Source organism: Paenibacillus sp. FSL H8-0537, assembly GCF_038051995.1.
Lineage (GTDB): Bacteria > Bacillota > Bacilli > Paenibacillales > Paenibacillaceae > Pristimantibacillus.
Window position 1 is genome coordinate 4,496,326 of the sequence record NZ_CP150290.1, and the last position, 18,736, is coordinate 4,515,061.

Sequence of the window (18,736 nt, forward strand, 5' to 3'; positions counted from 1 at the left end):
GCTTACTCTTCGCCATAAAGGTGCTGCTCCAGCTTCAACGAAGTCGCACCGACTGCCCGCCATCAAAAAAGAATACGTGGCACTGCGCTACTTTACGCAGCAAAACGGCTTCGATCGCTTCCGCATAAAGCTCTAGCTGAAACCGATGGCGCTCTGCTGCCTGCTCCCATTGCTGATTAATGATCCGGTCCGTTTTATAATCGACCAGCACCAATCCATGCTGATCCTCGAACACACAGTCCACCACGCCTTGAATTAAAATCTGCTCGTCCTTTGCATCGTCAGCAACGAAAGGGTGCACCCGCGAGGCAGACAGCATGCAGCTGAATGGCACCTCGCGTTTGACCTCACCGGCTGCCAGCAGACGCAAGCCGAGAGGGCTTGCGAAAAAAGCAGCAATGTTCATGGCATCGATAACCTCCGCCTGACGCGGTGTCAAGAGCTTGCGTTCTACCATGCCGTGGACCGTCTTAATAACGACGTCCTCGTCAACTGTGCCATTAAGCGGTATATGCTGCATGACAAGGTGATTGACAGAGCCTTTCTCCGCCGCTGTAAGTGAAATCTGCTCCATAAACCGCGGACGGCGCAAGCGGAAGGAGCCTATAGGCGCTGGCTGGCTGTCATTGCTATTATTCGCTTCTCCATGCTCCCTTGCGACACCCGACTGCTTCGGATGTTCTAACGGCTCCGACGATGAGTAACTGCCGCTTGCATTAACATCTTTCATCACTGCGGCTCCAGTGTCAAACAAAGGAGCGGCTTCGCGGTCAGCAAGAGCTTCCCCATGAAGACGTTTAATCTCAGTAACAGACGTTTTGGCCGGCAAAAGAGTTGCAGCTTGATGAGAATAATGAAAATCCAATCGCTCGCGCAGCTCGCTGTCCTGCTCCTCTGGCTGCAGCTCAAGCTGCGCCAGCGAAAGAATGCCTTGCAGCCGCAGCTCCCTCTCCTCAAGGCCCTCATTTGGCTGGAGCGCTGCTGCTGCTTCACTGCTGAATACCGCCGCTGCAACGAAGCCTGATCGCCATTCCAGCCTTCTCATGCCGGATAGCTGATCTATTTCCTCTGCATCCTGCTGCTCAAAGCTTGATGCAGCGAGCGGTCCAAGCCAATCTAAAAAAGTCGATGCCGATGCCAGTTTAAAATCCGGTATGCTGCCGCTTGCATCAACAGCTGCCAGCCAGCCCGGCAGCTTCTTAGCTGCATCTGAAACCGTACCGACCAGAAACATTTTTTCCTTTGGGCGGGTGAGAGCCACATATAAAATCCGCATTTCCTCGGCCAGCATTTCCATGCGCAGCCTGCGGCGAATCGCTAGAAATGGCAATGTCGGATAGCTGACACGCTGCTGTGGGTCCACAAACCGCGGTCCGAATCCGAGCTGCTTATGGCGCAGAAAAGCACTCCGCAAATCCTGCTGGTTAAATGACTTGCCAAGACCTGCCGTGAACACGACAGGAAACTCCAGCCCTTTGCTCTTGTGGATCGACATAATACGGACGACATTTTCCTGCTCGCCGAGCGCCCGTGCCGTTCCAAGATCCCCTCCGCTATCGCGCATTCGCTCTACAAAACGCAAAAACCGGAACAAGCCCCGGAAAGAGGTTGCCTCGTAACCGCGAGCGCGGTCATGCAAAGCGCGTAAATTCGCTTGGCGCTGCGTGCCGCCAGGAAGACCGCCGGCAAAATCATAATAAGCGGTTTCACGGTATATACGCCAAATGAGGTCAGCCAAAGCGCCCTGTCTGGCCTCACTGCGCCAGCGCTCAAGCTGCGCGAGAAAATGGGTCAGCTTCTGGCGCAGCGCCTCTGGAAGCGTTAGGCTGCCTTCGGCAGCTAGCAGCGCTTCAAAATAGCTGACGCCGGACTTTTCTATCCTTATGAGCGCCAGTTCCTCGGCGTCCAAGCCGAAAATAGGAGATCGCAGCGTACCTGCGAGCGGGATATCCTGATACGGATTGTCAATGACACGAAGCAGGGACAATATCGTCTGCACTTCAATGGCATCAAAATAGCCGCTGCTCAGCTCGGCATAAGCGGGTACCCCATCAGCCTGCAGCTCCTCGATGATAATAGGTGCCCACTGCGATGTCGCGCGCAGCAAAATAACGATATCACGCCATTCCAACGGACGGCTCCGTTTATTTTTGCCATCATAAACGCGGTAGCCGCTGTCCATAAGCGATTGGATTTTACGCGCAATCAGCCGGCCTTCCAGCTGCGCTGTCTGCAAATCCTCCGCCGACTCAGCAGCGTCTTGCTCCTCATCCTCATCCTCTGGCTGCACTTTATCGTCCGCGATGACAGAGCCGGCCTTATCGATGACAATCAGCTCTACTTCGTATGCGCCCGTTTCCTCTGCTGCTGGATAAGAAGCGCCGCACACAAGCTCTGCGCGCTGATCATAATCCATTTCGGCTACGGATTCCCGCATAATGCCGCGAAATACATCATTCACGCCGTCAACTACCTCTTGACGGCTGCGGAAGTTGCGCGCCAGATCAATGCGCAAGCCTGCTGATTGTTCATCGGAAGAAGCAGCTTGAGCTATTGAAGATGCATGAGTGGCAGCTTCTTTATCCGCTTCGTCCATGTCGTGTAGGGCAATCTGTACTGCGTAGCTTTTGTATTTATGCATAAATAGATTTGGCTCCGCAAGCCGGAAGCGGTAAATGCTTTGCTTCACATCGCCAACCATAAAACGGTTCCCCGCTCCCGGTCTTGATATTAGCGTTACAATCGCTTCCTGCACCATATTCATGTCCTGATATTCATCAAGCAAAATTTCATCGAATTGGTTCTGGTATTCCAGCGCCGCATTCGAAGGCAGTGTCTGCTCTACGGACGAGTCTTCCGTGCGCAATATGCGCAGGCAATAATGCTCCAGATCGCCAAAATCCAGCAGCCCCTTCTCCCGTTTCGCTGCTTCATACCTTTTGCCAAAATCAATAATGAGCTCGCTCAGCGCCGCCATTAATGGAGCCAGCTCCTGCAGCTCCTCCAAAAACTGTTCCGGCGTACGCCCGAACAGCTCATCGGCTAATGTGGCGAGCAGCTTTTTGGCACCGTCCCGCAAATCTTTCGCCTGCTCCTGCAGCGATTTGTCATATTCGTCGCCGCGCATCGCCTTTAATTTTCCAAACCCCACCGTATGGAACGGCTCAAACCATTGCTCCCAAGGGCTTTCCTGTACGGCAGTCTTGAGCATAAGGACAAGTGCCAGATCGTTCTCGAAATTGGCAGCATAAGGCGCTGGCCCAGCAGGCTCGCGCGTTAAATCAAGCCCCTTCCGCAGCAGCGCCTCCGCTCCGGCAAGCGCCAGCTCCACATCGGCCCGCAAGCTGGCAACCCATTTGCTGTGCTGAAGCTCGGCTGCATTTTGCACATTAAAGCTTTGAGCCGTTTCACGCAGCCATTCTTTGGGCCACGGATGACTTTGTGCGAAAGCATACAAATCCTGTACAAGCTTGTACAGCGGCTCATCGCCGCGTTCTCCGCCCAGCCGGTCCGCAAGCGCCAGAAAAGCGCCACCGGCGCCAGAATCGGCATCAGCCTCGTCATATTTTTCCTCAAAAAGCTGATCCAGCACCTCCATCCGCAGCAGCTCGCTCTCTGTCTCATTGGCGATGCGAAAGCCGGGATCAAGCCCAATCAGCGGATAATAACGGCGAATAACATCGAGACAAAAAGAATGAAGTGTCGTGATCGACGATCTGTTCATCAGCGCAAGCTGGCGCCGCAAATGCTCAGATTCAGGCTGGCGGTCCAGCTCCTTCTCCAGCGCAAGGCGAATCCGCTCCTTCATTTCCGCAGCTGCCGCTTTCGTAAAAGTCGCAACGAGCAAGCGGTCCACATCGGTCGAGGATGAAATTTTGCGAATGATGCGCTCCACCAGCACAGCCGTTTTGCCAGAGCCAGCAGCAGCAGCTACAAGGATGTTGGATCCTTCCGTTACAATGGCGCTCCACTGCTCATCGGTCCAGGTGCTGCCTTCTGGCTTAATGGCCTTTATCATTTCCATCATCGATGCTTTCTCCTTTCTCCAGCCGCTGCCATAGCTCTTCCGTTGAAGGCTTGCGAAGCCGCACATATTCATTGCCGTCAAACAGCGGATCGAACTGGCAAACCGCTTTATAATCACAATATTGGCATGGTATTTTTGTCCCAAGCTTGTAAGGCTCAATCGATACCTTGCCACAGCTGATTTCCGAGCCAATTCCGCTAATCGTCCTCCTGACGGAATCCCGCAAAATGTCCCACTGCTTGTCCGTCACGACGGAAGAGCTGCTATAGAAAGCTCCATCCTTCTTAAGCGCTACAGGCAATAGTTCGGAGTGGCCCGTTTCCAGCTGATTATCCATGAGGCGCACCGCCTCTGCTTCCGCCGTAACGAGCCCTCTCAGCTTGAAGCGCTTGCGCAGCTCTGCCTTGATTTTCGCTTCCGGCATTTGATTCGACAGCGCAAGCAGAGGATTATGCACGTGAAAATAAAGCACCCCCGCGGGCGATGCCTGCTTTCCAAGCCAGCCGGAAGAATGCGTCACCAATACGTCCAAATACGTCAGCATTTGCAGGGAAAGTCCAAAGGCCACTTCCTCAAGACGCAGCTGGGTCACGCTAGACTTGTAATCCAGCACGCGCAGCAGCAGGCCCTGCTCCGTATCCGCAGCATCAACCCGGTCGATCCGCCCGATTATTTCCATGGACTGTCCATCCTGCAAGGGAATGATAAGCGGCGGCAGCGTTCCTCCAGGCCCAAAATCAACCTCCAGACCGACTGGCTGGAACGCCGCCCGGCGGGCATGCTCACTGAGCATAATGGCCGCCTGCGCTACAATTTCCTTAAGCTTGCGGGCAATATAGCGATAGCGGCCGCTGCTCAGCAATATTTGCGATTGCAGCCTTGGTGCTAGCTCGTCCACCGTATGAACCGCCGCCGCGCGGATTTCACGCTCGGAAGCCGAGCCGAAAGCGTGGCCAAGCCCTTCTTCTCCGGCCAATCGGCTGAGCGCGGCGTGAAATAGTTGTCCCACATCCGGCGCTTCCAGCCGGTTCATTTTACGCTCGCGCAGCTTCAGCCCATGAATGGCAAAATGCTGAAAAGGGCAGGACACGAAGCGCTCCATTCTCGAGACACTCGCCCTCAAGCGAACGCCATAAAGCTGCTGTGCCGTATCAGCGGTCAACAGCTCCTCCTGATTCACATATCCAAGCGATTTCGTAAGCAACGCAAGCTTCGCCTGCCATTCTGGACGTACTGCGAACCAATTGTAAAGCTCCCACCAAAAAGGAGCAATCTCGCTCCCCTGCTTCCAAGAGCGCAGCTCCGTTATTAAGTAAGACAAGGCTCGCTCTGGATGCTGGATATATTCCCTTTGCTCCTTTACAGACATAGCCGGCGTAGGCTCCGCCTGCACTTGCTGTATCGGCAGCCCATGAAACAGCTGTCTTACCTGCCTGATAATTTCGGATGGGAGCAGGCTTTTCCCTTCTTCATCTGCCTCTGACCAGCTCATCCACAAATGTTGGCTCGGCGTTGTGAGCGCACTATAAATCAGAAAGCGCTCATCGAGCAGCCTTCGCTTGACGCCAGGTGCCATGACCAAGCCTTCCTCAGCCAGCCGCTCCCGCTCCTGGTCCGTCAGTACGCCATCCTCCTGAAAACGCATCGGCATGACGCCATCATTGGCTCCCAACACATAACAGATCTGTACCTGTCCGGAACGCGTCCGGTCCATGCTGCCTACCAGCACCTGATCGAGAGCAGGCGGAATGGCTCCTAATTTCAGGCTTTCCAGTCCTGTCTCAAGCATGCCAACGAATATATCGGGAGGCAGCGGTTCATTTCCGACGAGCTCGACCAATTGGTCAAGCAAATTCATGACCCCATCCCACAGCTGGCGATGACCGCGTGAGCGCTGCACACGCCCAGCCTCGCTGTCCTCGCGGCTCCAGCGCTCCAGCCGATCCGCCGCCCCCGTATGCTCAAGCAAGCGGTATAAAGCTTCACACATCATAGTGACATTTGAAGCCTTCTCCAGCTCTTTGCCAAACTGCTGCAATGGCGGGACGATTACGCCGCGCGCCGCCATGACTGCTTCGAACTCCGCCTTCGCACGCATGGATGGCGCATTGACCGCAGCATCCTGTTCTTCCTCAAGCGACTCGACAATGAATGGACGCCATCTTTTTTCATCCAGCCACTTCCAGCCATCAATGCCCGCCGCCAAAACGAAGTTTTCCAGCCAATCAAATTGATCACGGGGAATGCTTCCGTCAAGCGGAAACAGCAGCTCCGTCTTAATGCAGCGGAACACCGCTTCATAGCTCCAATTATGCAGCACCGTCTCCAGCGCGGAGCGGATGAACTCGACCAGCGGATGATGAACGGTCGTGTGCCTCTGATCAAGGAAATAGGGGATATTGTATTCTTGAAAAACAGCTTCGATATAGTCGCTATAATCTCCCGTATTCCGCACCATAACCGTCATATCGCGCCAGTTCGTTCTATCTTCCCTTACCCGGCGCAGCATATCGCGCGCCAGCAGCTCCACCTCGGTTCGCCGGTTTGCTGCCGCATGCAGCGACAAGCCGCATAATGGACTGGCTGCATCCAGCATAGCCGGATTAGAAAGCGCCATTTGCGTCCGGCCCCCGTAGTGGCGCTCCAAATGAGCCAGCATAGGGCTGCTGCTGAACCTGCCCGCCGCTTCACCGCCATCGTTTACTGTACGCCCATGCATGCCGAGCATAATAGGCTCCAGCATTTCAACGCCTAAGCCCTCCGCCAGCTCCCTCAGCAATACATAAGCATCCGCTGTAGGATGAAACAAATCCAGCTCTCCTGGCCGCTCTCCATCCGCATAGGTTCGATTCAGCTTAAGTGTAATCGTCACTTTCTTCGCCGTGCTAATAAGCGAGCTAAGCGCGACATATTCTTTTGGCGTAAAGCCATTAAACCCGTCTATCCAAATTTCCGTGTCTCGAATCGTTGAAAATTCGGACAGCCCTGTTGACAGATGAGCCAAATAATCCTCCGAATCCAAATATTGCCCAGCGAGCTCGGTCTCCAGCTTCTCGTATACAAGCTGCAGGTCATGCAGCTTGCGCTTCAGCAAGGCTGAGTCCTGCAGGGCAGAAGCTGCCTCTTCCCTGCGCTCTGCAATCATCGCCGAATTAATGCCATAACGCTTCCATTCGGTCAACAGCTCCCCAAGTCGCTCAATGAAGCCCGGCTTTCCCGCTCCATGCTCGAATAGCTCCAGCTGATTGCCCAGCCGCTGTACGATTTTGTAGAGCAGCATATTCTTGCCCTCGTCGCCAATTGGAATAAGCGCTGTTCCTCCGGTTTCCTGCATGACGCGAAGAGCAAGCCTGCGCAGGCTCAGCACCTGCGCCCGAATCATTCCCTGCAAGCCGCTGCCTCGAAGCAGCGTATACTCGGACTGAAAGGTCGCCTGTTCAGGCACAAGCAAAATAAGCGGAGCCCCGTCCGGGTCTGCGCTCAGCCTGCCGCGAATCGCATCCAGGCAATATGTCGTTTTTCCCGCTCCCGAGCGGCCCAGCACTAATTGAAGCGGCATCATGCAGCCCTACCTTCCGTTACGGTTCTATTATCAACCATACTACCATACCCGCAGCCACTTTTCACGAGCTCTTCAAACATACGTTCTTAAATATTTGGCAAAAAAACCTCTTGAACGAGCAAAAAGCATACTCGCCGTTCAAGAGGTTTCCGTTATTTGCTGCGCACCTCAAAGATGGCAAATTTCAAGTAATGCCCTTCTGTTACGCCAAGCAGCTGCGGATGATCCTTGCCTGCCGCCCGCCATTCCACAAGCCTAAGCAGCTTGCCTGCATCAGCTGCGGCCTCCTGGATCGTCTCCAGAAACAAATCAGGACGCATATGGTAGGAGCAGCTCGCCGTTACCAGATAGCCGCCTTCATTCACCAGCTTCATGCCATGCAAGTTAATATCTTTATAGCCGCGGACAGCACCTGCTACCGCATTTTTTGTTTTGGCGAACGCCGGAGGGTCCAAAATGACAACGTCCCAGGTTTGGCCTCCGCCGCTGATCGGCTTAGACGTATCCGTGCCTGCACGGCTGCGCTCCAGACGCTCCTCCAGCCCCTTCGTTTGCAGTCTCAAGTAATCAAAAGCATCGGTTACAACAAATTGTACGCGATCGGTAAAACCGTTGCGTTCCACATTGCGGCGCGCCGTATCAATGGCATGCTCGGAAATGTCCAAGCAGGTCACTTTCTTCGCCCCGTATTTACAAGCGTGCAACGTAAAGCTGCCCGTATGCGCAAAGCATTCCAGCACCGTAGCACCGTCCCAGTAGGGGAAGGTGACCTCTTTGCCATTTGCATTGACTGGAACGAGTTCCCCTGTTGTCTCTGCACTCGCGCTGCTGTCCTCGGCAGGCTTCGGCATTAGCTTAATGCCGCTGCGCAGGCCCCAGCCCTTCATCAGCGGAGCGATGGAGGCGCGATTTTCACGCTGATCATAGAAATAGCCTGTCTTCTGGCCCTCCACAATATCAACCTCAAGCTTAAGCCCATTTTCTTCGATTTCCAAAATCGCCGGGCATTCCCCGTACAGCACGCCTGTACGCTTCTCTAAGCCCTCCAGCTGTCTAACGCCGACATCGCTGCGCTCATAGATGCCGCGAGGCTCAAACACCTGGATAAGCGCTTCAATGATCGCATCGCGGTGAATGTCCATGCCGAGTGTAAGCAATTGGATGACTAGCACATCATTAAAGCGGTCAACGGTCAGGCCTGGCAAAAAATCAGCTTCTCCGTATACGAGCCTGCAATCCTGATCCGGCACAAAACGGCTGCGGTGCTCCTTCGCCTGCTGGAAACGCTCGTGGAAAAACGCAGCATCCATCGCCTCCAGCGGTTTATACGAAATAATACGCACCGTAATTTGCGATTTAGGATTCCAATAGCCCGTTGCCAGATAACGTCCTTGGTGACTGACTACGTCAACCAAGCCGCCCGGCTCCGCGGTGCCTTCCATTTTATCAATCTCGCTTGCATATACCCATGGGTGGCCCTGCTCCAACCGTTTTTTGCGCCCGCGCTGCAGCGCTATCCTTGCTCTCGTCATTATGGCAAAACCAACCTCTCTCATGCTTGTCATGCTTGTCTTGTTTGCTGCATATATGTATGGGTACATCTGTCACTCGTTTTTAGAAAAGGAGATTCAGCCCATGCTTCATTCTATTATTTTGCCGATTGTAATCGGCTTTGCATTATTCTTGAGCGGCATGAAGCTGATGGAGCTGGCGCTGCATCGCCTTGCCGGCACACAATTGAATCGTATTTTGCAGCGGTTTACCGCTACGCCCATTCACGGACTGGCGGCTGGCGCCATCTCTACTGCTTTTCTTCAGAGCAGCACAGCCGTTACCGTCATCTCTATAGGCCTCGTCAATGCCGGGCTGCTCACCTTTCGGCGAACGCTCGGCATCATTCTTGGCACCAACATCGGCACCTGCCTGACGACGGAGCTGCTTGGGCTGAGCCTTGAGCGTCTCACAATGCCGCTGCTCATTCTCTCCGTCTCCGCCTGGCTGCTGACCGCACTGCTCGGCGAGCTGCAGCTTATTCCCGCCTTAAGGACGGGCGGCTGGCTAAACACGATTCGTTCCGCCTCCGTTGCTACGCTCGGTTTTAGCATTTTGCTCGCCGGCATGGCGATGATGCAAAGCGTCGGCCCAGACATTCAGCAAAGCGCCATGTTTGACTGGTTTATGAGCAAAACGGCGGACAGCCTCTGGTGGGGGCTGGCCGCCGGTGCGGTGCTAACCGCAGCCGTGCATAGCAGCACGGCTGTCATTGCCATTATTATGGGTTTTGCGGCAATCGGAGCGGTGCCGCTAGAGGTTGGCATTGCCGTTGTACTAGGCGCAAACGTTGGCACCTGCGTCACAGCACTGCTCGCCTCCATTGGCGGATCGCGCGCGGGACAATTCGTTGCGCTCGCTCATATCACACTGAATGTCGGTGGCGCGCTGCTTTTCATGCCGTTTGTTGGCCTGCTCGCTGAAATATCTGCTTGGCTGACCGCAGCTCCAGCAGCGCAAATTGCTCATGCGCAAACGCTGTTTAATATTTTCAGCTCGCTGCTTGCCCTGCCGCTTTGCTATTTGCCAGCTCTGCGTCGGGCACCGCACCCAAACTAAACTTCCAACCCTGCACTATAAGCTATGTAAATGGTATGCCGAGGAGCTCTAATGCGCCGGAGACAATCCGATTGTTGTTGTCATAGCCGGATTGCTTCTGGCGTCTCCATGCATCAAGCGGCTCGAACCAATCCACTCCGCGAATTTCTTCTACTTGAGCTTGCAAATCGCCGCCGATGGCTTCAACCAGGTAATAGTGAACCTCTTTATCGACCGTACCATAGGTATCATGCTGGTACTGATATTTAATTTGGTCAATAGGTGCTATGATATTGCCCCGAAGCCCCGTTTCCTCAGCAATTTCCCGCAATGCGGTCTGCTCAACGGTTTCGCCTGCCTCCATCTTGCCTTTGGGAAGCGATACTTTGCCATAACGATCTTGAATAAGCTGAATTTGCAGCTTGCCTTCTTCCGTGCGGCGGTAGACGACGCCTCCTGCTGATATTTCCTTCACACCTGTTTCCCCCTTGCCTGATTGACATCATATCGCAATAGCGAAAATTGCAGCCGCTGCCTCCTAGTGAAGCCAGCGGCCGAAATTCGCACACATTGAATGGCCTTTTGTTATGCTCTTAATGCTTCTGCTTTTGTATGAACAGCAGCTTCCTGATCCTGCTCACTACCCAGCTCCAGCACAAAGCTATGTGTCTCAGAGCCGCGAAGTGCCGGCGCTTCGCCTTCCAGCACTCGCACGAGCTGGCCACGGCATTCATTGACGCCAGCTTCGGTAACCTTAACGCGGCACAGCTTCCCGATTAATTCTTCGGAGCCGTTGAATACAACTTGAATGTAGTTGTCGGAATAGCCCATAACGAGTCCCGTTCCTGGAGCTCCCTTGTAGTCGCGCTCTGGAATAATATCAAGCACAGCGCCTACATACTTTTCTGCATAAGCAAGCTGCATGCGCTCGGACAAGTCGATCAGCTTGTGGACGCGCTCATTTTTAATTTCATCATCCACTTGATCTTCCATGCGCGCTGCCGGTGTACCCGTCCGTTTGGAGTAAGGGAACACGTGCATTTCCGAGAAGCCCAGCTCCTCCATAAAGCGGAAGCCTTCCTCGAACATTTCATTCGTTTCGCCAGGGAATCCAACGATAACGTCCGTGGTAATGGCAACACCCGGCATAACCTCGCGGATACGCTTGATTTTCGCCGCGAATTCCTCGGTCGTATATTTGCGGCGCATCCGCTTCAGCACGGAGTTTTCGCCGGCCTGCAGTGGAATATGGAGATGACGGCACATTTTCGTAGAACGATTCAGCACATCAATCATCGCCTCATCGATCTGGCTTGCTTCAATCGAGCTGATACGGATACGCTCCAGCCCTTCGATATGATCCAGATCCCACAGCAGATCGCTCAGACGGTAGTTATCCAAATCGTCGCCATAGCCGCCAGTGTGAATGCCCGTAAGCACGATTTCCTTGTAGCCTGCCGTAACCAGCTGCTTCGCCTGCTCAACGACGCTATGCGCATCCCGGCTGCGGGACAAGCCGCGCGACCATGGAATGATACAGAAGGTACAGAAGTTGTTGCAGCCCTCCTGAATTTTCAGAAATGCCCGCGTGCGCTCGGCAAAATCCGGCACATCCAGCTCCTCGAATTCGCGCGTCTTCATAATGTTGCGAACAGCGTTGACTGGCTGGCGGTCCGCATGAATTTGATCGACAAATGTCATGATTTTCTCGCGATCCTGCGTACCGATAACAAGATCGACGCCGGGAATCGCCATAATTTCGGCTGGGGACGTCTGTGCGTAGCAGCCTGTTACCGCTATAACGGCATCCGGATTGCGGCGCACTGCGCGGCGAATGATTTGGCGGCTCTTCTTGTCGCCTGTATTGGTCACCGTACAGGTGTTGATTAAATAAACATCAGCGGTCGCTTCGAAATCGACCTGCTCGTAGCCTTCATTTTTGAAAAGCTGCCATATCGCTTCCGTGTCATAAAAATTCACTTTGCAGCCTAATGTATAAAATGCAACCGATGGCATGTTGTTATACTCCTCCCATTTCTCCAGCTTCATACAGCAAGCATGTCAATCCGACGATACCTGCGGTTTCCGTCCGCAATATCCTTTTGCCGAGGCCGACAATAATGGCTCCTGCTGCTTCTGCCTCATCTGCTTCACGCTCGGTAAAGCCGCCCTCCGGCCCCACCATAAGCAATACGCTCGGAGCGGAAGTATCGTTTCCCCTGTTAGAGCGCCAGCTAGATAGCGCCTGCCTAATGCCCACGCCTTCCGCTGCATCGCCTTCTCGTTCGTAACAAAACAAAACTAAATCATAGGAAGCAATCGATTTGACCAGCTCGCGCCAGCTTCGTACCGGCTCTACAGCCGGTACGCGGCAGCGATGTGACTGCTCCGCCGCTTCCTTGGCGATTTTGCCCCAGCGCTCCAGACGCTTTGCTTCCTTCTTGCCGTCATATTGCACAATCATGCGCTCCGACTGGAACGGGACAAACGAATAGGCGCCAATTTCGGTGCCCTTCTGGATGACCAGCTCCATCTTGTCGCCCTTCGGCAAGCTTTGGGCAATCGTAACGAGCCAGCTCGGCTCGCTATTTTGGGGAAGCTCCTCTGCAATATCCGCCACAACTTCAGTGGACGCCGCTTCACGCACCGAAGCAAGCACGACCCGCTGCTCGCCGTCGCTTGCTATAAACGTATCGCCTGCCTTCATCCGCATGACGCGCACAGCGTGGAAAGCATCCTCGCCAAGCAAGCGGACCTTATCATCTGCAAACTGCTCTTTCGCTATAAAATACCGCTGCATATTGTCTACATAACCATCCTTCATAATAGCATGTTTTCATGTCGAAAATCCACGACCAAACCGTGCCAAACAAGGTGAAACGGCAGGCGCCATCCTTTGGCGGCGCAGCGCGTTTCAATCCGAGAAATATAAGCCTATTTATATGTGTCAAACTTATAAATTCTTATATTTCAAGGTGAAACGGCTGCCCTTCGCCCTTTGGCGGCGCAGCGCGTTTCAATCCGAGAAATATTAAATAAACAGTCCGCCGATCAGGCTCATAAAATTGGCTGCCAATTCCTGCGAAAAATTAAGAATCGGGCTAATGGTCACCGCGCGAAGCGGTGGAATGAACAACAGCAGCAGGAAAATAATAATGCCCCATTGCATGTTCTGCTCCATTTTATACCCGACTTTAAGCGGTACGAGATTTTGAATGATCCGGTAACCGTCAAGCGGCGGCAATGGAATCAAATTGAAAATAAACAGCAAAAAGTTAAGCGAAATGAAATAAGAGAAAAATACTTGCAAAGCATCCTGTACGCCAATGGAGCCCATATGGTACAGTCCCGACTTGATGCTGATATAATAAAGAATAATGCCAAGCAGTCCGAGCACAAAGTTGCTAAGCGGACCTGCCGCCGTCACAATAACGCCCATTAAGCGCGGATGCTTAAAGCGATTTTGGTTTACCGGTACAGGCTTGGCCCAGCCAAAGCCTGCAAGCAAAATTAAAATCATCCCTAGCACATCCAAATGAACGCGCGGATTCAGCGTTACCCTGCCGGCATCATAAGCTGTATTGTCACCGAACTTGTACGCCGTGTAAGCATGCGCAAACTCGTGAACGGTGAAAGCAATAATAAGCACAAGCACAGCAAACGGCAATTCAGCGGTCGGATAAGCAAACCAACCTTCCATACTCATTGGGTTACCTGCGGCTTGCGTGCTACGAATACAACCCAGTCTTCATCGCGGCGTATTTCCTCCACGTTAAAGCCGGCTTTCACAAGCCCTTGCTCCACAAGCTCTTCCTTGTTTTTATAAATGCCGGAGGAAATATACAGCCCGCCCGGCTTCAGCGCCTGATAAACCTCATCAATAAATAGCAAAATAATTTCCGCTAAAATATTTGCAACGACCAGATCGACTGGCACCGAGACCGTCGTGGACTCATTAGAACCAACAGCTCCGCGTGCCCCTTTGCCGCCTAATACGCCAAGCAGATCGCTGAGCTTAACCTCGACTTGCTCCTCCAGACCGTTCAGACGCACATTTTCCGTCGCACTTGTGACAGCAATTGGATCCAGATCAAGCGCAAGCACACGGCTGGCACCCAATCTGCAAGCCCCAATCGCCAAAATGCCTGAGCCTGTACCAACATCAATGATTTCCTCGCCGCCCTTAATGACGGATTCCAGCGTCTGCAGGCAGAGGGAGGTTGTTGGATGTGTACCTGTCCCAAAAGCCATGCCAGGATCAAGCTCAATAATTTTCTCATTCGGCGCAGCTTCGTACTCTTCCCACGTCGGCTTTATAGTCAGTGTTTCCGATACTTTAAGCGGCTTAAAATATTGCTTCCAAGCCGTTGCCCAGTCCTCTTCATCTACCATTTGCGAAGTAATTTCATAATCGCCTGGATCAATGCCGAATTCACGCAGCTGTTCGATCGGTGCTACAAGCTCTGCTTTCAAAGCGGCGATATCTGTTCCTTCCGAAAAATACCCCTTTATAACCGCATGTCCTTCCGGAATATCATTCAGCGGTGTCTCATACCACTGACCGAGGGACGTGTCCCGTTCTTTGTTCAGCGTACCGGATTCTTCAATGGAAACCCCGTCCGCATCCCGTTCATGCAAAAAGTTAGAAATCATCTCAATCGCTTGCTCCGTCGTCGAGATTGTAAGTTCATGCCATTTCATTTGCTTCTACGCCTCCAGTGTGAAAAACTAACATCTATTGTACACCAATCCGCATTGATGCACAAAATATGTATTTGAAAATGTGATAAACCTGCTATTTTACAGCCTTTCCAGCCATTAAATCATCTTTTGCGCATAGCAAAAAGAGAGGGCAGGCTGCTTTCCCCTGTCCTCTCCGCCTGCAAATGCCAGTGCTGGCTTTACATGGCCCGTTTACATCAATAGCTAATACTTCCGCCTGCATCCTCAATTAGGCGCAGTACCCTGTCCTTGACATGCTCTTCAAGCGTCGCGGTAAGTGCTGTACTGTCTGCCTGTCCATCTACACGAAGCGCCTGCAGCTTGCGCAGCGCTCCCTGTGCCGCCTCAGAATGTTCAAAGACAGCACGTACGTGTTGATCAGCCATTATGGGCCAAGCCTCCCTCTTCGTATAGATAAGCGGCATTCCACCGCCCCGCTTCCTACTTCGATAGAATGGAAAACCAGCGCCATTATTATTCATTTTTTCGCAAGCTTTCAGAAAAAAAGACGATCCGCGCTTATTCGCCGCGGAACGCCTTTTTCATCCGATCAAAAATCGATTCATGATTTTCTGCCGTTTCTGTCGGAACTGAGCCTGTAACGCCGCCAAACTGGCGAAGCAGCTCTTTCTGTTCATCCGTCAGCTTCTGTGGCGTAACGATCGTTACTTTAACATGCTGGTCGCCCTGTCCATATCCGCGCAGCTTTGGTACACCTTTGCCTTTTAGGCGGAAATACGTGCCCGTCTGTGTGCCGGCTGGGATTTTCAGCTTGATTTTCTCCGTCAGCGTCGGAATTTCGATTTCATCACCGAGTGCCGCCTGTACGAAGGAAAGAGGAACCTCACAATAAATATCGTCGTTTTCACGCTCGAAAAACTCATGTGCTCTTACGCGAATAACGATGTATAAATCGCCCGCAGGACCGCCGCGTTGGCCAGCTTCACCTTCGCCGGACAAACGGATTTGTGCGCCTTCATCAACGCCAGCTGGGATTTTCACAGTAATTTTGCGCTGCTTCTTCACTTTGCCTGCGCCATGACAAGTTCCGCATTTGTCTTTGATTACGCGGCCTGTTCCGCTACAGTTGGAGCAAGCACGACGATTGACCATTCGGCCGAACGGCGTATTTTGCACAACCTCCTGCTGACCAGTACCGCTACATACGGAGCAAGTGTCCGGCTTCGTTCCTGGTTTCGCTCCAGAGCCTGTGCAAGTATCACATGTCTCGGTACGGGGAATCGTAATTTCCGTTTCCTTGCCGAATACCGCTTCCTTGAAATCAATCGTCATCGTATATTGCAAATCGCTGCCGCGCTGTGGCGCATTCGGATCACGACGGCCACCGCCGCCGCCAAAGAACATATCGAAAATATCGCCAAAGCCACCGCCGTCGAAACCGCCAGCTCCGCCGCCCATGCCTTGATTCGGGTCAACATGTCCGTATCGGTCGTAGGTTGAGCGTTTGCCATCGTCACTCAGCACGTCGTAAGCTTCCTTAACTTCCTTAAATTGCGTTTCGGCATCAGCTGCCTTATTGACGTCCGGATGATACTTTCGCGCGAGCTGACGATACGATTTCTTAATGTCATCCGCTGAAGCGTCTTTACCTACACCCAGAACCTCATAATAATCTCTTTTTGACAAACGGTATCACCTCCGCCCATAAATGTGTTGGATAAGCTGGGACAAAACAATTGGGTATGTGCGCCAAGGTCGTAACTGCGAGAAAGGGTGGACTTTCGGCCGCTGTTGTTTTCTGATTTCTTGAATTATTCCTCTTGAGGAAAAAATCCGAAAACAAAGGCGGACGCTGCCGCTCCTACAGTTCCACCCTTTCTCTCCGTTACTCCCATGCTACATATATCTCTTTTGTTCAACTTATCCTTTAAAGAAAGTATAGCTTCGCCTCAATTATTCGTCGAAGCTTTTATGATGACATAATCATGGAACAAGGTCAAAGACAGGGGAAGCCCTGTCTTTGACCTCTTCCGCGCTACAAGCTTAGTTTTTGTCGTCAACTACTTCGTAGTCAGCGTCAACCACATTGTCTTTGCCTTTTGCTTCCGGCTGCTCGCCTTCTGCGCCTGGCTGTCCAGCCGCTTGCTCATACAGCTTCACGGATAGCTGCTGTACAATTTCAGTCAGCTCATCAGAAGCTGCTTTGATTTCCTCCAGATTGTCGGTTGCAAGCGAAGCCGTTACTTTTTCTTTCGCAACGTTTGCTTTTTCGATTTCTTCTGGAGCTACTTTATCGCCAAGATCTTTAATCGTTTTGTCTACCGAGTATACGAGTTGGTCAGCGTTGTTTTTCGCTTCTACCAGCTCACGGCGTTTGCGGTCTTCTTCCGCATTCAGCTCGGCATCCTTCATCATTTGTTCAATTTCCGCGTCGCTTAGGCCGCTGGAAGAAGTGATTGTGATTTTTTGGCTTTTGCCTGTGCCTTTATCCAGTGCAGATACGTTAACGATACCGTTCGCATCGATGTCAAAAGTAACTTCAATTTGCGGTACGCCGCGCGGTGCAAGAGGAATATCGCTCAGGGTGAAACGGCCCAGCGTTTTGTTGCCCGCTGCCATTTCGCGCTCGCCTTGCAGGACGTGAATTTCAACGCCAGGCTGATTGTCAGCATACGTCGAATACACTTGCGATTTGCTTGTTGGAATCGTTGTGTTGCGGTCAATCATCTTCGTGAAGACGCCGCCTGCTGTTTCAATACCAAGGGAAAGCGGAGTAACGTCAAGCAATACAACGTCTTTAACGTCGCCAGTCAATACGCCTGCTTGAACGGCTGCGCCCAAGGCAACAACCTCATCCGGGTTAACGCCTTTGTGCGGATCTTTGCCGATCAGCTTTTTAACGGCTTCTTGTACGGCAGGAATACGCGTTGAACCACCAACAAGAACAACCTTGTCGATTTGGCTTGCGGACAGGCCGGAATCGCTCAGCGCTTGACGAGTTGGTTTCAGCGTACGCTCTACGAGGTCAGCTGCCAGTTCTTCAAATTTTGCACGAGTCAGGTTCGTTTCCATATGCTGAGGAACGCCATCTACCATCGTAATAAACGGCAGCGAAATCGTTGTCGACATAACGCCGGACAGTTCTTTTTTCGCTTTTTCAGCAGCATCTTTCAGACGTTGTACAGCCGCTTTATCTTTGGAAAGGTCTGCGCCTTGCTCTTTTTTGAATTCAGCTACAAGGTGATCGATAATGACTTGGTCAAAATCGTCGCCGCCCAGCTTGTTGTCGCCGCTTGTTGCTTTAACTTCGAAGAAGCCATCGCCAAGCTCAAGGATCGATACGTCAAATGTACCGCCGCCAAGGTCATAAACGAGGATCGTTTGATCTTCTGTTTTCTCAAGGCCGTAAGCAAGAGCTGCTGCTGTCGGCTCGTTGACGATACGAAGAACTTCCAGACCTGCGATTTTACCAGCATCTTTCGTCGCTTGACGCTGGCTGTCATTGAAGTAGGCAGGAACCGTAATAACGGCTTGCGTTACGGTTTGGCCTAAATAAGCTTCTGCATCAGACTTCAGCTTTTGCAAAATGATTGCGGAAATTTCTTGTGGCGAATAATCTTTGCCATCAATGCTTTCCTTATGGTTTGTACCAATGTGGCGCTTGATCGAAATAATCGTGCGGTCAGGGTTAGTGATCGCTTGGCGCTTCGCGCTTTCGCCAACGATACGCTCGCCGTCTTTTTTGAAACCAACGACCGAAGGGGTTGTACGGCTGCCTTCCGGGTTAGGAATAACGACAGCTTCGCCGCCCTCCATTACTGCAACGCAAGAGTTTGTTGTACCAAGGTCGATACCGATTACTTTACTCATCGTGA

The 18,736-nt window shown here is 52.4% G+C and carries 12 protein-coding genes; 1 reads left to right on the plus strand and 11 read right to left on the minus strand.

Annotation, left to right across the window (positions count from 1 at the left end):
* Nucleotides 1-34: 34 nt before the first annotated feature.
* From addA to MHB80_RS18915, 3 genes are all read right to left on the minus strand, one after another.
* Complete coding sequence (gene addA / locus MHB80_RS18905; RefSeq protein ID WP_341278420.1) at nucleotides 35-4,027, minus strand: helicase-exonuclease AddAB subunit AddA; 3,993 nt, start codon at nucleotides 4,025-4,027, stop codon at nucleotides 35-37.
* Nucleotides 4,002-7,589 carry a helicase-exonuclease AddAB subunit AddB gene (addB, locus tag MHB80_RS18910; protein ID WP_341278421.1) on the minus strand — a complete coding sequence of 1,196 codons (3,588 nt, stop codon included), beginning with the start codon at nucleotides 7,587-7,589 and terminating at the stop codon, nucleotides 4,002-4,004. Before addB ends, addA begins: the two co-directional genes overlap by 26 nt.
* 152 nt (nucleotides 7,590-7,741) lie before the next feature.
* Nucleotides 7,742-9,121, minus strand: coding sequence for a class I SAM-dependent rRNA methyltransferase (locus MHB80_RS18915; protein ID WP_341278422.1), 1,380 nt, complete (start codon nucleotides 9,119-9,121; stop codon nucleotides 7,742-7,744).
* 103 nt (nucleotides 9,122-9,224) lie between these two features.
* On the opposite strand from MHB80_RS18915, the gene MHB80_RS18920 reads away from it, so the two are divergent.
* Nucleotides 9,225-10,199 (plus strand): Na/Pi symporter, encoded by a 975-nt coding sequence (locus tag MHB80_RS18920; protein WP_341278423.1) that lies wholly within the window; start codon nucleotides 9,225-9,227, stop codon nucleotides 10,197-10,199.
* Between the two features lie 22 nt (nucleotides 10,200-10,221).
* On the opposite strand, the gene MHB80_RS18925 is transcribed toward MHB80_RS18920, so the two are convergent.
* From MHB80_RS18925 to dnaK, 8 genes are all read right to left on the minus strand, one after another.
* Nucleotides 10,222-10,653, minus strand: coding sequence for an NUDIX domain-containing protein (locus MHB80_RS18925; RefSeq protein ID WP_341278424.1), 432 nt, complete (start codon nucleotides 10,651-10,653; stop codon nucleotides 10,222-10,224).
* Nucleotides 10,654-10,763: 110 nt separating this feature from the next.
* Nucleotides 10,764-12,194 (minus strand): tRNA (N(6)-L-threonylcarbamoyladenosine(37)-C(2))-methylthiotransferase MtaB, encoded by a 1,431-nt coding sequence (mtaB, locus tag MHB80_RS18930; protein WP_341278425.1) that lies wholly within the window; start codon nucleotides 12,192-12,194, stop codon nucleotides 10,764-10,766.
* Nucleotides 12,195-12,198: 4 nt separating this feature from the next.
* The gene (locus tag MHB80_RS18935) at nucleotides 12,199-12,978 is read right to left on the minus strand and encodes an RsmE family RNA methyltransferase (protein WP_341283028.1); all 780 of its coding nucleotides are present in this window, start codon (nucleotides 12,976-12,978) and stop codon (nucleotides 12,199-12,201) included.
* A gap of 231 nt (nucleotides 12,979-13,209) precedes the next feature.
* Nucleotides 13,210-13,884 (minus strand): site-2 protease family protein, encoded by a 675-nt coding sequence (locus tag MHB80_RS18940; protein WP_341278426.1) that lies wholly within the window; start codon nucleotides 13,882-13,884, stop codon nucleotides 13,210-13,212.
* On the minus strand, nucleotides 13,881-14,879 hold the full coding sequence (gene prmA / locus MHB80_RS18945; RefSeq protein WP_341278427.1) for a 50S ribosomal protein L11 methyltransferase: 999 nt from the start codon (nucleotides 14,877-14,879) through the stop codon (nucleotides 13,881-13,883). The genes MHB80_RS18940 and prmA overlap by 4 nt, the downstream gene beginning before the upstream one ends.
* A gap of 218 nt (nucleotides 14,880-15,097) precedes the next feature.
* Nucleotides 15,098-15,286 (minus strand): hypothetical protein, encoded by a 189-nt coding sequence (locus tag MHB80_RS18950; protein ID WP_341278428.1) that lies wholly within the window; start codon nucleotides 15,284-15,286, stop codon nucleotides 15,098-15,100.
* A 133-nt stretch (nucleotides 15,287-15,419) separates the two neighbouring features.
* On the minus strand, nucleotides 15,420-16,547 hold the full coding sequence (gene dnaJ, locus MHB80_RS18955; protein ID WP_341278429.1) for a molecular chaperone DnaJ: 1,128 nt from the start codon (nucleotides 16,545-16,547) through the stop codon (nucleotides 15,420-15,422).
* Between the two features lie 357 nt (nucleotides 16,548-16,904).
* Nucleotides 16,905-18,731 (minus strand): molecular chaperone DnaK, encoded by a 1,827-nt coding sequence (dnaK, locus tag MHB80_RS18960; protein ID WP_341278430.1) that lies wholly within the window; start codon nucleotides 18,729-18,731, stop codon nucleotides 16,905-16,907.
* Between the last annotated feature and the right edge of the window lie 5 nt (nucleotides 18,732-18,736).

What these genes read in the sequence shown, in the direction of transcription:
- MHB80_RS18915 (WP_341278422.1), bottom strand. Translation starts at nt 9,121, where the DNA reads ATGACGAGAGCAAGGATAGCGCTGCAGCGCGGGCGCAAAAAACGGTTG.
- MHB80_RS18950 (WP_341278428.1), bottom strand. Translation starts at nt 15,286, where the DNA reads ATGGCTGATCAACACGTACGTGCTGTCTTTGAACATTCTGAGGCGGCA.
- mtaB (WP_341278425.1), bottom strand. Translation starts at nt 12,194, where the DNA reads ATGCCATCGGTTGCATTTTATACATTAGGCTGCAAAGTGAATTTTTAT.
- addB (WP_341278421.1), bottom strand. Translation starts at nt 7,589, where the DNA reads ATGATGCCGCTTCAATTAGTGCTGGGCCGCTCGGGAGCGGGAAAAACG.
- addA (WP_341278420.1), bottom strand. Translation starts at nt 4,027, where the DNA reads ATGATGGAAATGATAAAGGCCATTAAGCCAGAAGGCAGCACCTGGACC.
- MHB80_RS18920 (WP_341278423.1), top strand. Translation starts at nt 9,225, where the DNA reads ATGCTTCATTCTATTATTTTGCCGATTGTAATCGGCTTTGCATTATTC.
- dnaK (WP_341278430.1), bottom strand. Translation starts at nt 18,731, where the DNA reads ATGAGTAAAGTAATCGGTATCGACCTTGGTACAACAAACTCTTGCGTT.
- MHB80_RS18940 (WP_341278426.1), bottom strand. Translation starts at nt 13,884, where the DNA reads ATGAGTATGGAAGGTTGGTTTGCTTATCCGACCGCTGAATTGCCGTTT.
- prmA (WP_341278427.1), bottom strand. Translation starts at nt 14,879, where the DNA reads ATGAAATGGCATGAACTTACAATCTCGACGACGGAGCAAGCGATTGAG.
- MHB80_RS18935 (WP_341283028.1), bottom strand. Translation starts at nt 12,978, where the DNA reads ATGCAGCGGTATTTTATAGCGAAAGAGCAGTTTGCAGATGATAAGGTC.